The organism is Streptomyces sp. NPDC048584 (assembly GCF_043199595.1).
In the GTDB taxonomy this organism is placed as follows: domain Bacteria; phylum Actinomycetota; class Actinomycetes; order Streptomycetales; family Streptomycetaceae; genus Streptomyces; species Streptomyces edwardsiae.
The window spans coordinates 354,698-371,002 of sequence record NZ_JBICWF010000001.1; the positions used below are offsets into that span (position 1 = coordinate 354,698).

General features: G+C 70.4%; 10 protein-coding genes. 6 read left to right on the forward strand and 4 right to left on the reverse strand.

Annotation, left to right across the window (positions count from 1 at the left end; genetic code table 11):
- Positions 1-10 precede the first annotated feature (10 nt).
- A complete protein-coding gene (fdhD, locus tag ACGFR9_RS01430; protein ID WP_393201791.1) occupies positions 11-859 on the forward strand; it encodes a formate dehydrogenase accessory sulfurtransferase FdhD in 849 nt (282 codons plus the stop codon).
- Positions 860-1,179: 320 nt separating this feature from the next.
- Here the strand turns inward: fdhD and ACGFR9_RS01435 are convergent, their stop codons facing one another.
- On the reverse strand, positions 1,180-2,226 hold the full coding sequence (locus tag ACGFR9_RS01435) for a bile acid:sodium symporter family protein (RefSeq protein WP_393201793.1): 1,047 nt from the start codon (positions 2,224-2,226) through the stop codon (positions 1,180-1,182).
- A gap of 139 nt (positions 2,227-2,365) precedes the next feature.
- On the opposite strand from ACGFR9_RS01435, the gene ACGFR9_RS01440 reads away from it, so the two are divergent.
- From ACGFR9_RS01440 to ACGFR9_RS01450, 3 genes are all read left to right on the forward strand, one after another.
- Positions 2,366-3,238, forward strand: coding sequence for a LysR family transcriptional regulator (locus ACGFR9_RS01440; protein ID WP_393201795.1), 873 nt, complete (start codon positions 2,366-2,368; stop codon positions 3,236-3,238).
- Positions 3,239-3,533: 295 nt separating this feature from the next.
- Positions 3,534-5,360 (forward strand): AMP-dependent synthetase/ligase, encoded by a 1,827-nt coding sequence (locus ACGFR9_RS01445; RefSeq protein WP_393201797.1) that lies wholly within the window; start codon positions 3,534-3,536, stop codon positions 5,358-5,360.
- 42 nt (positions 5,361-5,402) lie between these two features.
- The gene (locus ACGFR9_RS01450; protein ID WP_393201799.1) at positions 5,403-6,275 is read left to right on the forward strand and encodes an aldo/keto reductase; all 873 of its coding nucleotides are present in this window, start codon (positions 5,403-5,405) and stop codon (positions 6,273-6,275) included.
- Positions 6,276-6,331: 56 nt separating this feature from the next.
- On the opposite strand, the gene ACGFR9_RS01455 is transcribed toward ACGFR9_RS01450, so the two are convergent.
- From ACGFR9_RS01455 to ACGFR9_RS01465, 3 genes are all read right to left on the reverse strand, one after another.
- Positions 6,332-7,033 carry an SDR family oxidoreductase gene (locus tag ACGFR9_RS01455; protein ID WP_393201801.1) on the reverse strand — a complete coding sequence of 234 codons (702 nt, stop codon included), beginning with the start codon at positions 7,031-7,033 and terminating at the stop codon, positions 6,332-6,334.
- Positions 7,034-7,101: 68 nt separating this feature from the next.
- Positions 7,102-8,046, reverse strand: a complete 945-nt coding sequence (locus tag ACGFR9_RS01460) for a class I SAM-dependent methyltransferase (RefSeq protein ID WP_393201803.1) — start codon at positions 8,044-8,046, stop codon at positions 7,102-7,104.
- A 145-nt stretch (positions 8,047-8,191) separates the two neighbouring features.
- Positions 8,192-9,910, reverse strand: coding sequence for a glycoside hydrolase family 6 protein (locus ACGFR9_RS01465; protein ID WP_393201805.1), 1,719 nt, complete (start codon positions 9,908-9,910; stop codon positions 8,192-8,194).
- Between the two features lie 492 nt (positions 9,911-10,402).
- Here ACGFR9_RS01465 and ACGFR9_RS01470 point away from each other — a divergent pair, with 492 nt between their 5' ends.
- Both ACGFR9_RS01470 and ACGFR9_RS01475 read left to right on the forward strand, forming a co-directional pair.
- Complete coding sequence (locus tag ACGFR9_RS01470) at positions 10,403-13,318, forward strand: glycoside hydrolase family 48 protein (protein ID WP_393201807.1); 2,916 nt, start codon at positions 10,403-10,405, stop codon at positions 13,316-13,318.
- A 279-nt stretch (positions 13,319-13,597) separates the two neighbouring features.
- Positions 13,598-16,276 carry a cellulose binding domain-containing protein gene (locus ACGFR9_RS01475; RefSeq protein ID WP_393201809.1) on the forward strand — a complete coding sequence of 893 codons (2,679 nt, stop codon included), beginning with the start codon at positions 13,598-13,600 and terminating at the stop codon, positions 16,274-16,276.
- Positions 16,277-16,305: the final 29 nt, after the last annotated feature.

A 16,305-nucleotide genomic window follows, 5' to 3' on the forward strand; every position in this document is an offset into this window, starting at 1 on the left:
TGGTGGGACGATGGGACGAGTCACGGAACGACGCAAGGTGCTCCGCATCCGCGACGGGGTGGTCTCCAGCCGCCCCGACACGCTCGTCGCCGAGGAACCACTCGAGATCAGACTGAACGGCAAACCGCTCGCGATCACCATGCGCACGCCGGGCGACGACTTCGCGCTGGCGGCGGGCTTCCTGGTCAGCGAGGGTGTGCTCGCGCACGGCGCGGACCTGCAGAACATCGTCTACTGCGCCGGGGCGACCGAGGATGGTTCGAACACGTACAACGTCGTCGACGTGCGGACGGCGCCGGGGGTGGTGATCCCGGACATCACGCTGGAACGCAACGTCTACACCACGTCCTCCTGCGGGCTGTGCGGCAAGGCCAGCCTGGACGCCGTACGCACCACGGCCCGCCATCCCATCGCGGACACTCCCCCGCTGCGCGTGGAGCCGGAGCTCCTCGCGGGCCTGCCGGACCGGCTGCGCGCGGCCCAGCGGGTCTTCGACCGCACGGGCGGGCTGCACGCGGCGGCCCTGTTCGACGAGGCGGGCGAGCTGCTCGACGTACGGGAGGACGTGGGCCGGCACAACGCGGTCGACAAACTGGTCGGCCGTGCCCTGCAGAGCGGGAACCTGCCGCTGTCCCGGACGATCCTGCTGGTCTCCGGCCGGGCCTCGTTCGAGCTGGCGCAGAAGGCGGTCATGGCCGGCATCCCGATGCTGGCGGCGGTCTCCGCGCCGTCCTCCCTGGCTGTGGACCTGGCGGCGGAGACGGGCCTGACCCTGGTGGGATTCCTGCGGGGCGGTTCCATGAACGTGTACGCGGGTGAGGACCGCATAGCCCTGCGAGCCGCGGCCACCCAGGGCTGACCGATCCCCCCGCCACACGGCGGCGGGGCCCCACCCGGCGGGGAGCGCCCCCTGCGCCGAGGGCCCCGCCGCACCCTTCCCCGGGCAGCACACACCCGCGAGCAACATGCCCCCGGCCCACCACCCAACCCCCGCGACTACGGACAGTCGCGCCGCCCGGGCGACACCCCGACCCACCACCCAACCCCCGCCGCCGCAGACAGCCGCGCCGCCCGGGCGACACCCCGACCCACCACTCGACCCCCGCCGCCGCGGGCAGTCGTGCCGCTTGGGCGGCACGGGTGGGCGCAGCGGCACCGCGTCCCGGCGCGCACCGGAACTCAGCCGGAACGGGCCCCCGTACCCACCCCGGCCCGCGACCGCTCGCCCCGGTCCACGACCGCGACCTCCTCCGCGGCGGCGGAGTCCCGCGACCGCCGCTTGGCGATCACCGCACACACCATCAGCTGCATCTGATGGAACAGCATCAACGGCAACACGGCCAACGACGCCTGCGCCCCGAACAGCACACTCGCCATGGGCAGCCCCGCCGCCAGCGACTTCTTCGAGCCCGCGAACTGGATCGCGATCCGGTCCTCCCGCCCGAACCCCAGCCCCTTCGCCCCGTACCAGGTCAGCGCCAGCATCACGGCAAGCAGCACCGCCTCCACCACCAGCAGTCCCCCCAGCCGAGCCGCGCTCACCTGATGCCAGATCCCCCGCACCATCCCCTCACTGAACGCCGTATAGACGACCAGCAGGATCGACCCCCGGTCGACCAGCCCCAGCACCTTCCGATGCCGGGCGACGAACCCCCCGATCCACCGCCGCAGCACCTGCCCCGCCACGAACGGCACCAGCAGCTGGACGACGATGCTCCCCACCGACCCGCCGGAGAACCCGCCCCCGCTGCCGCCGAGCAGCGCCGCCGCGAGCAGTGGGGTGAGGACGATGCCGGCCAGCGAGGAGAAGGACCCGGCACAGATCGCGGCCGGCACGTTGCCGCGGGCGATGGAGGTGAAGGCGATCGACGACTGGATGGTGGACGGCACCAGGGTGAGGAAGAGCAGACCCTGATACAGCGGCTCGGTCAGCAGCACCGGCACCAACCCGCGAAAGGCCAGCCCCAGCAGCGGAAAGACGACGAACGTACAGGCCAGCACGGTCACATGGAGCCGCCAGTGCTTCAGCCCGTCCAGCGCCTCCCGGGTGGAGAGCCGGGCGCCGTACAGGAAGAACAGGAAGGCGATCGCCCCCGTGGAGGCCCCGGAGGCGACGTCCGCGCCGGCACCCCGCGCGGGAATCAGCGCGGCCAGCCCCACGGTCCCGAGCAGAAGCACGATATACGGGTCGACCGGCATCCAGCTCGGCCACTGCAGGCGTTTCACGGTGCTCCACTTACTCAGGTGCTCGGACGGTCACGGGTGTCCCCTCCCCATCCTGCTCCCCCGTTCCGTGATCGGGAATCCCGTACACCGCTCTCACTGTCATCACGTTCCGCGATGAGCACCCCTTACGCTTACCCGCATGTACGACCCGACGCAGCTGCGCACGTTCCTGTCGGTCGCGCAGACCCTGAGCTTCACGCAGGCGGCGCGGCGCCTCGGCCTGCGCCAGTCGACGGTGAGCCAGCACGTGCGGCGGCTGGAGGAGGCCACCGGGCGTCAGCTGTTCACGCGGGACACGCATTCGGTGGAGCTGACCGAGGACGGCGAGGCGATGCTCGGCTTCGCCCGGCGGATCCTGGACGTGCACGAGCAGGCGACGCAGTTCTTCGGCGGCACCCGGTTGCGCGGGCGGCTGCGGTTCGGCGCCTCGGAGGACTTCGTGCTGACCCGGCTGCCGGAGATCCTGGAGCGGTTCCGGCACGAGCACCCGGAGGTCGATCTGGAGCTGACGGTCGAGCTGTCGGGCACCCTGCACGAGCGGCTGGCGGCGGGCGGGCTGGACCTGGTGCTGGCGAAGCGGCGCCCGGAGGACCCGCGGGGCGAGCTGGTGTGGCACGACGAGCTGGTGTGGATCGGCGCGCCGGGACTGCGGCTGGACCCGAACCGCCCGGTGCCGCTGATCGTGTATCCGCCGCCGGGCATCACGCGTGCCCTCGCCCTGCGGGCGCTGGAGGAGGAGGGCCGCCCATGGCGGATCGTGTGCACCAGCGGCAGCCTCAACGGGCTGCTCGCGGCGGCCCGCGCCGGGCTGGGCGTGATGGTGCACTCGCGCGGGCTGATCCCGCCCGGGCTGGTGCGGATGCCGGAGCGGGCAGGGCTGCCGGAGCCCGGCGAGGTGGACTTCGTGGTGGTGCACGGGCGGCGCCGCCCCTCCGCGCAGGGCGCGGCGGACGCGCTGGCGGCGGCGATCCTCGCGGGCGGCGACCGGCTGCACCGGGGCGGCCGGGGGTGACGCCCGCGAGCCTCGGGGCCCCGGCCCTCGGCCCTCGGCCCCTCGCCCAAGCGCCGGTCATGGGGGCGTACAGATTCCGTGGAGATTAACGGCACCGATACTTACCCGACCGTCAGGTTTGTGTCCGACCCTTCCCCATGTGGGGGTTTTTTCCTTCACTGACCAGCGGGAACGAGAGCTTTGCTCAGCTCTCCACCCCCTCCCGCCCCCCGATCGCGTGGGGTAGCTTTCACGGCGCCGTGCGGGACGAGGGCGTCACCGCGTCAGTGCGAGCGCTGAGGAGCGGAGAGCGGGATTGCGCGAATTCACCAACCCTCCGTTGGCCTTGGAGCCTCCGGTGGGCGGTCTGGCCGACGTGGTCTTCCGCTATGCCGCGGAGGACCCGTCGCGCATCGCGCTCGGCCGCAAGGACGACTCCGGCGAGTGGCGGGACGTGACCAGCGCCGAGTTCCGCGACGAGGTGCTGGCCCTCGCCAAGGGCCTCCTCGCCGGCGGCGTCCGCTTCGGCGACCGCGTCGCGATCATGTCCCGTACCCGCTACGAGTGGACGCTGTTCGACTTCGCGCTGTGGGCGATCGGCGCGCAGGTCGTCCCCGTCTATCCCACGTCCTCCGCGGAACAGTGCTTCTGGATGCTGTACGACGCCGAGGTGACTGCCGCGATCGTGGAGCACGAGGACCACGCGATGACGATCGCCACGGTCATCGACCGGCTGCCGCACATGCGCCGGCTGTGGCAGCTCGACGCGGGCGCTGTGCAGGAGCTGTACGACGCGGGCGCGCACCTCGACGACGAGGTGGTGCACCGGCACCGGCGGGCGGTCACCCCCGAATCCGTGGCGACGATCATCTACACCTCGGGCACCACGGGCCGCCCCAAGGGCTGTGTGATCTCGCACGGCGGCTTCATGTACGAGGCGGACACCGTCATCGAGCGCTGGGAGCCGGTGTTCCACTCCCGCCGGGGCGACGAGGCGGCGACGCTGCTGTTCCTGCCGCTCGCGCATGTCTTCGGGCGGATGGTGCAGGTCGCGGCGATCCGCGGCAGGGTGAAGTTCGGGCATCAGCCGCAGCTGAACGCGGCGGCGCTGATGCCCGATCTGGCGGCGTTCCGGCCGACGTTCTTCCTGGCCGTGCCGTACATCTTCGAGAAGGTGTTCAACGCGGCGCGGCGCAAGGCCGAACGGGAGGGCCGCTCGGGGCCGTTCGAGAAGGCCGTCGACGTGGCCATCAAGTACGCGGACGCGATGGAGGCGAAGGCGTGGGGGGACGGGCCGGGCCCTTCGGCGTCACTGCGGATGCAGCACCAGCTCTTCGACAAGCTCGTCTACGCCAAGATCCGGGCGGCGATGGGCGGCAGGATCCGGCACGCCATGTCGGGCGGCTCGGCGATGGACCGGCGGCTCGGACTGTTCTTCGCGGGCGCGGGCGTGCACATCTACGAGGGGTACGGCCTCACCGAGTCGACGGCGGCGGCCACCGCCAACCCGCCCGAGCGCACCCGTTACGGCACGGTCGGTCAACCCATTCCCGGGGTCACCGTGCACATCGCGGACGACGGCGAGATCTGGCTGCACGGCGACAACATCTTCGACGGTTACCTCAACAACCCCAAGGCCACCGACGAGACGCTGCACGACGGCTGGCTGGCCACCGGTGACCTCGGCTCCCTCGACGAGGACGGCTATCTCACCATCACCGGCCGCAAGAAGGAGATCCTGGTGACCTCCGGCGGCAAGAGCGTCTCACCGGGGGTGCTGGAGGAGCGGGTGCGCGACCATCCGCTGGTCAACCAGTGCATCGTCGTCGGCAACGACCGCCCGTACGTGGCCGCGCTGGTCACCCTGGACCAGGAGGCCGTCGAGCACTGGCTGACGATGCGCGGCAAGCCGCGGATGCCGCCGTCCGAGCTGGTGCGCGACACGGATCTGGAGACGGAGGTGCGACGGGCCGTGGTCGCGGCCAACACCCTGGTCTCGCAGGCCGAGTCGATCCGCACCTTCCGCATCCTGGCGCAGCCGTTCACCGAGGAGCACGGGCTGCTCACCCCGTCGCTGAAGCTGAAGCGCAAGGCGATCGAGAAGACGTACGAGACCGAGGTGGAGGCGCTCTACCGGGCCTGAATTTCCCGGTCAGGAATGCGCGGCGGGCCGTGATCACCGACGATGGGGGGTGACACCTGTCCACAACCTAAGGATCGAGAGCTCGTGAGCAAGGTCCCCCCGATCATCCTGAACAACGGCGTCGCGATGCCCCAGCTGGGTTTCGGCGTCTGGCAGGTTCCGGACGCGGAGGCCGAGACGGCCGTGACGACGGCACTGGAGGCCGGCTACCGCAGCATCGACACCGCGGCGATCTACGGCAACGAGAAGGGCACCGGCAGGGCCATCGCCCGGTCCGGCGTGCCCCGCGAGGAACTCTTCGTCACCACCAAGCTCTGGAACAGCGACCAGGGGTACGACTCCACCCTGCGGGCGTTCGACACCTCGCTGTCGAAGCTCGGCCTCGACCACGTCGACCTGTATCTGATCCACTGGCCGATGCCCGCGCAGGGGCGGTACGTCGACACGTACAAGGCGTTCGAGAAGCTGCTCGCCGACGGCCGGGTCCGGGCCATCGGTGTGTCCAACTTCCTGCCCGACCACCTGGACCACCTGCTCGCCGAGACGTCGGTGGTCCCCGCGGTCAACCAGATCGAGCTGCACCCGCATCTGCAGCAGCACACCGCGCGTGAGCACCACGCGGAGCAGGGCATCGCGACCGAGGCGTGGTCGCCGCTGGGTTCCGGCAAGGGCATCCTGGAGATCCCGGCGATCGTGGCGATCGCGCAGAAGCACGGCAGGACGCCGGCGCAGATCGTGCTGCGCTGGCATCTGCAGCTGGGCAACGTCGTCATCCCGAAGTCGGTGACGCCGTCGCGGATCGCGGAGAACATCGACGTCTTCGGGTTCACCCTGGACACCGAGGACCTCGCCGCGATCAGCGCGCTGAACGAGGACCGGCGCACCGGTTCGGACCCGGCGGACGTCAACAGCTGACCGTACGCGTGCGACGGCCCTCCCCGCGGTGGGGAGGGCCGTCGCACGTTCGCGGGTCAGTTGGGCTGGCCGAGCGGCCGTACGACCACGGTGTTGACGTCGACACCGGCCGGCTGTTCCAGGGCCCAGACGATCGAGTCGGCGAGCTGGTCGGCGGTCAGCAGGTGGCCGGGCGGGAGGCTGCCGAGGGAGTCCCAGAAGGGGGTCTCCACGCGGCCGGGAGCGATCAGGGTGACGCCGACGCCCCAGTCGGTGACCTGCCGCCGGGTGTTCTCGGCGAGCCCGGTCACCGCGTACTTGGTGGCGCCGTAGATGTTGCCGGGTGTCGGCACGAAGCCCGCGACGCTGCCCACCAGGACGATCCGGCCGCGCGTCTCCTTGAGGGCGTCGATCGAGGCCCTGATCAGCAGGGCGGGCCCGAGAACATTGGTCAGCACCATGTCGGTCCAGCCCACCGGGTCACCCTCCGCGACCGAATCGCCGGTGGCGAAACCGGCGTTGGCGACGACGGCGTCGAGCCGGCCGAACTCCGCCAGCGTCGTCTCCACCGCCGTCGTCACGTCGTCGTACTCTGCCGCGTTCCCGGTGAGCGTCAACAGCTCGCCGGGCTCCCCCAGTTCCTTGGCGAAACGGCGCAGCCGTTCCTCGCCGCGCCCGGTGACGGTCACCCGCCATCCTGTGTCGAGCAGCCGTCGGGCGACGGCGGCGCCGATGCCACTGCCGCCGCCGGTGATGAGCGCGACCGGAGAGTCGGTCATGGAAACCCCCTGTGTTGTCGTTGCGTGCCGGGGAGTCCATCACTTGGAGTGCTCTCCAGGTCAAGTCGTCACACGGGCCGTACCGCCGCGTGCACGGTGTGCGCCGCGAGGACGAACACGTCGGGGCGGTGGTGGACGCTCGCCTTGTCGTCGGCGTCGAGGAGCCGGTCCAGAGTGGCGCGGTCATCGGCGTCGAGGTGTTCGCCGATGACCGCGCGGGTGCGGGTGAGGGCATCGGTGACGTAGGCGCGGGCGCGGTCCGTGGCCGGGGCGGGGAGATCGAGGAGGAAGGTGCGCGAGCGGGTGTGGCGCAGTCCGGCCGAGGCCAGCAGGGCCTGCCAGTCCTCGACGACGGCCACCGAGCCCGGCAGTTCGGCGCGCATCAGGCTGAACCGTTCCTCCTCCACCGCGTCGATGCGCGCCTGGAGGCCGGGGCGGCCGAAGCCGATGTCGCGGGGCAGGAACCGGGGCGCCATACCGCCCTCCATCACGGCCAGCGTGCCGCCGGGCGCCAGCCGCTCGGCGCAGGCGGCCAGTGCGGCGGCCTGGTCGCCCAGGTGGTGCACACTGCGGCTGGCCCACAACAGGTCGGCCGGATAGTCCAGTTCGCCCAGCACCTCGGGGAGGTCACCGGCGAGGGTGTCGAAACGGTCGGCGGCGCCCCGGCGTGCGGCCCGGTCCCTGGCCCGCTCCAGCAGCGGGGCGGAACCGTCGACGGCCACGACCCGGGCGCCCGGGAAGGTCTCGGCGAACAGAGAGGCGATGACTCCGGGGCCGCTGCCCGCGTCCACGATCAGTCCCGGTTCCGTCACCTCCTTCGCCAGCCAGTTCAGGGCCCGCTCGTACAGCGGGGTGAACAGCTCCGCCTGGGATTCGAGCAGGGGCGCCATCTCGGCCCAGTCGATGTCACCGTGGTCGTGGCCGTGACTGTGCCCGTGCCGCTGCTCGCGGTCGTTCCCGTGGCGGTCGTGCCCCTCGTCGTGCCTGTGGTCGTGCTTGTGGTCGTGCGCCATGGTGGTCAGCCTCTCCGCTCGGATGCCGTCAGGGTGCGACGACGCACCGGGAGGAAGCAAACGGTGTTGCCACTCCCGCAAAAGAGCGGGGAAGCGCGCGGTGGTCCGCCGGGGCGGGGCCCCGGCGGACCGGTGGTTCAGCCCGTCACGACAGCGGCGGGTACGCGTTCTTCATCAGCTCCTGGAACTGGGCGGAGAACCAGTGCCCGGAGATCGGGGCGTCGGGCAGCGCACCCGACATGTTGTCGTTGTTGCGCGGGTTACCGGTGTACGTCGGGTCGCACATCCGGTCGAAGCCCTTGCCCTCGTCGTTGTCGATGGCCTCGCTCGCGCCGTCGGACTCACCCGGCGGCTTCATCCAGACGTAGGCGTCGATCCCGGTCGCCGGGGAGGCCTGGGGCCGCTCGCCCAGTCCCGCACCCGACTGGTTGCACCAGTTGCCGGTGTTGAAGCGGCGGTCGTAGCGGCCGCCGTCGACGTAGGTGTTCACATCGGTCGTGGCACCCGGTCCGGTGGGCCGGTCCGCGCCGCCCCAGCCGTTGCGGGAGGTGTCGATCAGCATGCCGATGTTCGAGTCGAAGCCGATCGAGACCAGCTGGCTGCGCAGGGCCTGGGCGTACGACAGCTCGTCGACGTAGCGGTTCCAGCTGACCCAGTCCGACTCGCGCACCGACTTGCCGGCCACGTTGTCGTTGATGGAGAAGTTCTGCTCCTTCAGCGCGCTGTAGTTGGCCGTGTTGGCGATGAAGCCGTGCACGTCGGCGACGGTCGCGCCCTCGGCGGTCGCGGCCTGCTTGAACATCTGGGCGGAGGGGGCGAAGTTGTCGTCCCAGCCCAGCCAGCCGTGGTGGCCGGCGTCCACGTAGTTGTAGACGTTGCCCACGTCGCCCAGCTTGTTCAGGGCGTAGCCGACGCCCTTCACGTAGTTGCCGTTGGCCTTCATCACATCGCAGTTGGGCGTGACGGTGGGCCGCGGACTGACGTTGGTGACCAGGTTGGGCAGGGAGTCGATCTCGACCGTGGTGACGATCCGCAGCGAGGCGTACTTCGAGTCGGAGAGGATCTCCGCGATCGGGTCGATGTACTCCGTCTTGTAGCGGTCGATCTCCGTCGGGCCGAGCTCGCCGTTGGAGGCCAGGGCGGCACAGTCACGGCCGGGCAGGTTGTAGATGACGAGCTGGACGACCATCTCGCCCGAGCCCTTCTGGGCGAGCGCCTCGTCGAGGTGGTCGCGCAGGCTCATCTTGCCGCCCGCGCCGTTGATGGCGGCGATGCGGTCCAGCCAGACACCGGTCGGCTCGTCCGCGATACGGCTGCCGCCCGGCTCGGCGGCGGCGTTCGCGGACCATTCCGGGTTCACGTACACCTGGGCGCCCTCGTACGGGTTGTTCACCCGGTCGCCCTCTGGCGGATCGGTCGGGTCCGGCGGGTCGGTGGGGCCGCCGGAGTCGACGTTGCAGGTCACGCCGTCGAGGGTGAAGGTGGCGGGGATCGCGTTGCTGCCGCTGTACGTGCCCTGGAAGCCGAAGGAGGCCGATCCCCCGGTGGCCAGGGTGCCGTTGTAGGACTCGTTGGCGGCGGTGACGTTCGCTCCGGACTGGCTCACCTTGGCGTTCCAGCCGCTGGTGACCTTCTGGCTCCCGGCGTACGACCACTTCAGCGACCACGACGACTTGGCGGCGCTGTTGTTGGTGATCGTCACGGCTGCGGTGAAGCCGGAGCCCCAGTCGTTCTGGATCTTGTAGTCCACGGTACAGGGGACGGCTGCCGCGCCGGTGTCGCCGGGGACGGCGGCGATCGCCGTCCCGGTGGCGCCGGCGACCAGCGCCATGGCGGCGAGAAGCGCGGTTCTGGTGCGACTCATGGTGCGGGTTTCCTATCCGTAGGGGGCTGTCCTTCTCGGGCGCGCGCAGACGATCGCGCGGCCTGGTGCCTTACGGGGTGGGGGTACCGTCCGGGCCCGGTCGGGACAGGCCCGCGGTGCCGGCCGGAGATTCCGGGCAGCACGGACGGCAAGGGGATCCCACGGGATGAGCGACCCCGCGTCAGGTGCTCCACACAAACACGGGGAAGGCTAAAAGTACTGAACGCGGGGGGTGGCGCATGAGCGACTCCTTGCAGCTCGGACGCGTCGTGGCGGACGCGTCGACTGATGGAACCGCTCCCACTGGTGCACATGAAGCTAGCGCCAAGTGACGGCAAAGAACAGAGGGACCGCTGACTTTCACTCAGCGGGAACCGTCGAATGTTTTCGATTCGCCACAAGGCTTGACCGCTCACTACCCCATCCCCACTATGGGAGCGCTCCCACTGGTTCAAGGCTTGACATCTCCGAGTCGCAGGAGGAACCAGCACCATGCATCCCCCACCCAGGAGACCCCGAGGCTTACGGCGGTTGCTGACCGTCGCCGCCGCTGCTCTCGCGCTTCCGCTGGCGATGCTGTCGGCCGGTTCGACCCCCGCCCAGGCGGCGGCCGTCCAGTGCAGCGTCGACTACAAGGCGAACGACTGGGGCTCCGGCTTCACCGCGGAGCTGACCCTCACCAACCGCGGTACGGACGCCATCGACGGCTGGACCCTGACGTACGACTACGCGGGCAACCAGAAGCTCTCGAACGGCTGGAACGGCAGCTGGTCGCAGTCCGGCCGGACCGTCACCGTGAAGGACGCCGGGTACAACGCCCGGATCGCCGTCGGCGCCGCCGTCACGACCGGCGGCCAGTTCACCTACAGCGGCAGCAACGCCGCTCCCACGTCCTTCGCGATCAACGGCACCACGTGCGCCGGCGCCCACCAGCCGCCGATCGCCGTGCTGACCAGCCCGCAGGCCGGCGCCGTCTACTCGCAGGGCGAGACGGTCCCGCTCGCCGCCACCGCGGCGGCGGCCGACCAGGCCACCATCAGCAAGGTGGAGTTCTACGACGACACCGAACTGCTCGGCTCCGACAGCAGCGCGCCCTTCACTCTCTCGGTCGCTGGTTTGACCGTGGGCAGTCATTCGCTGGTGGCGAAGGCGTACGACAGCATGGGCGCCTCCGCCTCCTCCACCCCGGTCGGCATCACCATCGCCTCGGGTCCCGCCGTGGTGGCGACGCCGTCCCAACTCGGCGTGCAGCAGGGCGAGTCGGGCACGTACGAGGTAAAGCTGTCCAAGCAGCCCAGTTCGAACGTGACGGTCACGACGGCCCGCGCGAGCGGCAACTCGGGGCTGTCGGTGTCGGGCGGCGCGTCGCTCACCTTCACCTCGTCCAACTGGAACACCGCGCAGAAGGTGACGATCGCGGCCGACGCCTCGGGCAGCGGTACGGCGGTCTTCGAGTCCTCGGCGCCCGGTCACGCCAAGGCGGCGGTCACGGTGACGCAGCTGGGCGCCCAGAAGGCGTACGACGCGCGCTTCCTGGAGCTGTACGGGAAGATCACCGATCCGGCGAACGGCTACTTCTCGCCGGAGGGCATCCCGTACCACTCGGTGGAGACACTGATCGTCGAGGCGCCGGACCACGGCCACGAGACCACCTCGGAGGCGTACAGCTATCTGCTGTGGCTGCAGGCGATGTACGGCAAGGTGACCGGTGACTGGACGAAGTTCAACGGGGCCTGGGACATCATGGAGAAGTTCATGATCCCGACCCACGCCGACCAGGCGACGAACTCCTTCTACAACGCCTCCAAGCCGGCGACGTACGCGCCCGAGCACGACACCCCGAACGAGTACCCGTCGCAGCTCGACTCGGGTGTCTCGGTCGGCCCCGACCCGATCGCGTCCGAGCTGAAGTCCGCGTACGGCACCGACGACGTCTACGGCATGCACTGGATCCAGGACGTCGACAACGTGTACGGCTACGGCAACTCGCCCGGCAAGTGCGAGGCGGGCCCCTCGGACACCGGACCGTCGTACATCAACACCTTCCAGCGCGGCCCGCAGGAGTCGGTGTGGGAGACCGTCCCGCAGCCCACCTGCGACGCCTTCAAGTACGGCGGTAGCAACGGCTATCTGGACCTGTTCACCAAGGACGCGTCCTACGCCAAGCAGTGGAAGTTCACCAACGCCCCGGACGCCGACGCGCGCGCCGTGCAGGCCGCGTACTGGGCGGACCTGTGGGCGGAGGAGCAGGGCAAGGCCGGTCAGATCGCCGGTACCGTCGCCAAGGCCGCGAAGATGGGCGACTATCTGCGCTACGCCATGTACGACAAGTACTTCAAGAAGATCGGCAACTGCACCAGCCCGTCCTGCCCGGCCGGCACCGGCAAGGACGCCTCGCACTATCTGCTCTCCTGGTACTACGCCTGGGGCGGTGCCACCGACACCTCGGCCGGCTGGGCCTGGCGCATCGGCTCCAGCCACGCGCACGGCGGCTACCAGAACCCGCTGGCCGCGTACGCGCTGAGCTCCTACGCCGACCTGAAGCCGAAGTCGGCCTCCGGCCAGGCGGACTGGGCCAAGTCCCTCGACCGGCAGCTGGAGTTCTACCGCTGGCTGCAGTCCGACGAGGGTGCCATCGCGGGCGGCGCGACCAACAGCTGGGGCGGCAGGTACACCGCGCCGCCGTCCGGGACGCCGACCTTCTACGGCATGTACTACGACGAGAAGCCGGTGTACCACGACCCGCCGTCCAACCAGTGGTTCGGCTTCCAGGCGTGGTCCATGGAGCGGGTCGCCGAGTACTACCAGCAGACGGGTGACGCCGACGCCGGAACGGTCCTCGACAAGTGGGTCGACTGGGCGCTGTCGGAGACCACGGTCAACCCGGACGGATCCTTCCGGATCCCGGCGACGCTGCAGTGGTCGGGCAAGCCCGACACCTGGAACGCGTCGTCGCCCGGCGCCAACAGCGGGCTGCACGTCACTGTCGCCGACTACACCAACGACGTCGGTGTGGCCGCGGCGTACGCCAAGACGCTGACGTACTACGCCGACCGCTCCGGTGACACGGAGGCCGCCTCGACCGCGAAGGCGCTGCTCGACGGCATGTGGGAGAACAACCAGGACGCGCTCGGTATCGCCGTCCCGGAGACCCGCTCCGACTACAACCGCTTCGACGACCCGCTCTACGTCCCGAACGGCTGGAGCGGCACGATGCCGAACGGCGACACGGTCGACTCGTCGTCGACGTTCCAGTCGATCCGGTCCTTCTACCAGGACGACCCGGCGTGGTCGAAGATCGAGTCCTACCTCGAGGGTGGCGCGGCACCCACCTTCACGTACCACCGGTTCTGGGCCCAGGCCGACATCGCGCTGGCCATGGGCTCGTACGCGGAGCTTCTGGAATAGCCCCCGCGAAGCGCTCCGCGGGGTAGGCGGTACTTCTACCGGGCTGTGTGCGTGGCTGGGCGCGCACACGCGGCGGCAGCCGCACATCGATACAGCCCCGCGCCCCTCGAAGGGGCGTTGCAGTACCGCTCTTCATCCGTTGAGCGCTTGACGGCTCCGCAGCTGGTCCCGTCACAGGACGGCGGGATCGTCCGGCCGGGCGGCCCCCACCCACGCCAAGGGCCGCCCGGCCCTCGCACGCTCTCCCCGCTCCCCCTCCCCCCAAGAGGAAGGAACCCCGTGCGAAGAACCCGTGTTCTCACGGCCGTGCTCGCGCTGGCGGCCGGTCTGCTCGCGGGCGGCCCGCCCGCCCTCGCGGCCGACGCCCCACAGCCGGCCGCCCCGCTCGCCGCCGACACCTACACCTGGAAGAACGCGCGCATCGACGGCGGCGGCTTCGTGCCCGGCATCGTCTTCAACCGCGGCGAGAAGGACCTCGCCTACGCCCGCACCGACATCGGCGGCGCCTACCGCTGGCAGGAGTCGTCCCACACCTGGACGCCCCTGCTCGACCACGTCGGCTGGGACGACTGGGGGCACACCGGTGTGGTGAGCCTCGCCTCCGACTCCGCCGACCCCGACCGGGTGTACGCGGCGGTCGGCACGTACACCAACGACTGGGACCCGACGAACGGAGCCGTACTGCGCTCCACCGACCGGGGCGCCAGCTGGAAGAAGGCCGATCTTCCGTTCAAGCTGGGCGGCAACATGCCCGGCCGGGGCATGGGCGAACGGCTGGCGGTCGACCCGCACGACAACGACGTGCTGTACCTGGGCACGCCCAGCGGCCACGGGCTGTGGCGGTCCACCGACGCGGGGGCCACCTGGGCCGAGGTGACGTCCTTCCCCAACCCCGGGAACTACGTACAGGATCCGAGCGACACGTCCGGGTACGCGTCCGACAACCAGGGCATCACCTGGGTCACCTTCGACGAGTCCACGGGCAGCGGCGGCACGGCGACGAGGACCGTCTACGTCGGCGTCGCCGACAAGGAGAACGCCGTCTACCGGTCGGCCGACGCGGGCGCGACCTGGCAGCGCGTCGCCGGGCAGCCCACCGGATACCTGGCGCACAAGGGCGTCCTGGACGCCGGGAACGGCTACCTGTACCTCGCCTACAGCGACACCGGCGGCCCGTACGACGGCGGCAAGGGCCGGCTGTACCGGTACGCGACGGCGACCGGCACCTGGACGGACATCAGCCCGGTGGCGGAGGCCGACACCTACTACGGTTTCAGCGGACTGACCGTGGACCGGCAGCACCCGGGCACGGTGATGGCGACGGCGTACAGCTCCTGGTGGCCGGACACCCAGATCTTCCGCTCGACGGACAGCGGCGGCACGTGGACGCAGGCGTGGAGCTACACGTCGTACCCGAACCGGGAGAACCGCTACACGATGGACGTCTCGTCGTCCCCCTGGCTGACCTGGGGCGCGAACCCGTCCCCGCCGGAACAGACGCCGAAACTGGGCTGGATGACGGAGGCGCTGGAGATCGACCCGTTCGACTCGGACCGGATGATGTACGGGACGGGCGCGACGGTCTACGGCACGGAGTCCCTGACGAACTGGGACGACGACACGTCGTTCACCATCACGCCGATGGTGCGCGGCCTGGAGGAGACGGCCGTCAACGACCTGATCTCCCCGCCGTCGGGCGCCCCGCTGGTCAGCGCGCTCGGTGACATCGGCGGCTTCCGGCACACGGACCTCGCCAAGGTCCCGGCGATGATGTTCACCCAGCCGAACTTCACCTCGACGACCAGTCTCGACTTCGCCGAGTCCAACCCGAACACGATGGTACGGTCCGGCAACCTCGACTCCGGTCCGCACATCGCGTTCTCGACGGACAACGGCGCCAACTGGTTCGCGGGCACCGACCCTTCGGGCGTGAGCGGCGGCGGCACGGTCGCGGCGGCGGCCGACGGCAGCCGCTTCGTGTGGAGCCCGCAGGGCGCCGGTGTGCACTACGCGACCGGCTTCGGTACGTCCTGGTCGGCGTCGTCGGGCATCCCGGCGGGGGCGGTCGTCGAGTCCGACCGGGTGGACCCGAAGACGTTCTACGGTTTCAAGTCCGGGAAGTTCTACGTCAGTACGGACGGCGGCGCGACCTTCACCGCGTCGGCGGCGACAGGCCTCCCCGCCGGTGACAGCGTGCGCTTCAAAGCGCTGCCGGGTGCGAAGGGCGACGTGTGGCTGGCCGGCGGGGCGGCTGACGGCCCGTACGGGCTGTGGCACTCCACCGACTCGGGGACGACCTTCACCAAACTGCCGAACGTCGAGGCCGCCGACACCGTGGGCTTCGGCAAGGCGGCACCGGGCGCCTCGTACCGGACGCTGTTCACCAGCGCGGAGATCGACGGCGTTCGCGGCATCTTCCGCTCGACGGACAAGGGCGTGAGCTGGACCCGGGTCAACGACGACACCCACCAGTGGGGTTGGACGGGCGCGGCCATCACGGGTGACCCGAGGGTGTACGGCCGGGTCTATGTGGCGACCAACGGACGCGGTGTCGTGTACGGCGACACCTCGGACACCGGCGGCACCGACCCGGACCCGGAGGACCCCGACCCCGAGGACCCGGACCCCGGGCCGACGGGGGCCTGCGAGGTGACCTACACGATCACCAACCAGTGGCCCGACGGCTTCCAGGCCGACGTCAAGCTGACCAACACGGGCTCCAGCGCCTGGAACGGCTGGTCCCTGAACTGGTCCTTCGCCGATGGCCAGAAGATCTCCCAGTTGTGGAACGCCTCCCACACCCAGTCGGGCGCGGCGGTGACGGTCCGCAACACCGACTGGAACGGCACGGTGGCGGCGGGCTCCTCGGCCGCCTTCGGTTTCACGGCGACCAGGTCGGCGGCCAACGGTGAGCCCACCACCTTCCAGGTGGGCGGGGAGACCTGCACGGTAGGTTGACCCCCACTGAGCCCCGGCCCGTCCGTACC

Coding starts and splice junctions, on each gene's coding strand:
- fdhD (WP_393201791.1), top strand. CDS start 11: ATGGGACGAGTCACGGAACGACGCAAGGTGCTCCGCATCCGCGACGGG.
- ACGFR9_RS01440 (WP_393201795.1), top strand. CDS start 2,366: ATGTACGACCCGACGCAGCTGCGCACGTTCCTGTCGGTCGCGCAGACC.
- ACGFR9_RS01450 (WP_393201799.1), top strand. CDS start 5,403: ATGGGGGGTGACACCTGTCCACAACCTAAGGATCGAGAGCTCGTGAGC.
- ACGFR9_RS01455 (WP_393201801.1), bottom strand. CDS start 7,033: ATGACCGACTCTCCGGTCGCGCTCATCACCGGCGGCGGCAGTGGCATC.
- ACGFR9_RS01460 (WP_393201803.1), bottom strand. CDS start 8,046: ATGGCGCACGACCACAAGCACGACCACAGGCACGACGAGGGGCACGAC.
- ACGFR9_RS01465 (WP_393201805.1), bottom strand. CDS start 9,910: ATGAGTCGCACCAGAACCGCGCTTCTCGCCGCCATGGCGCTGGTCGCC.
- ACGFR9_RS01470 (WP_393201807.1), top strand. CDS start 10,403: ATGCATCCCCCACCCAGGAGACCCCGAGGCTTACGGCGGTTGCTGACC.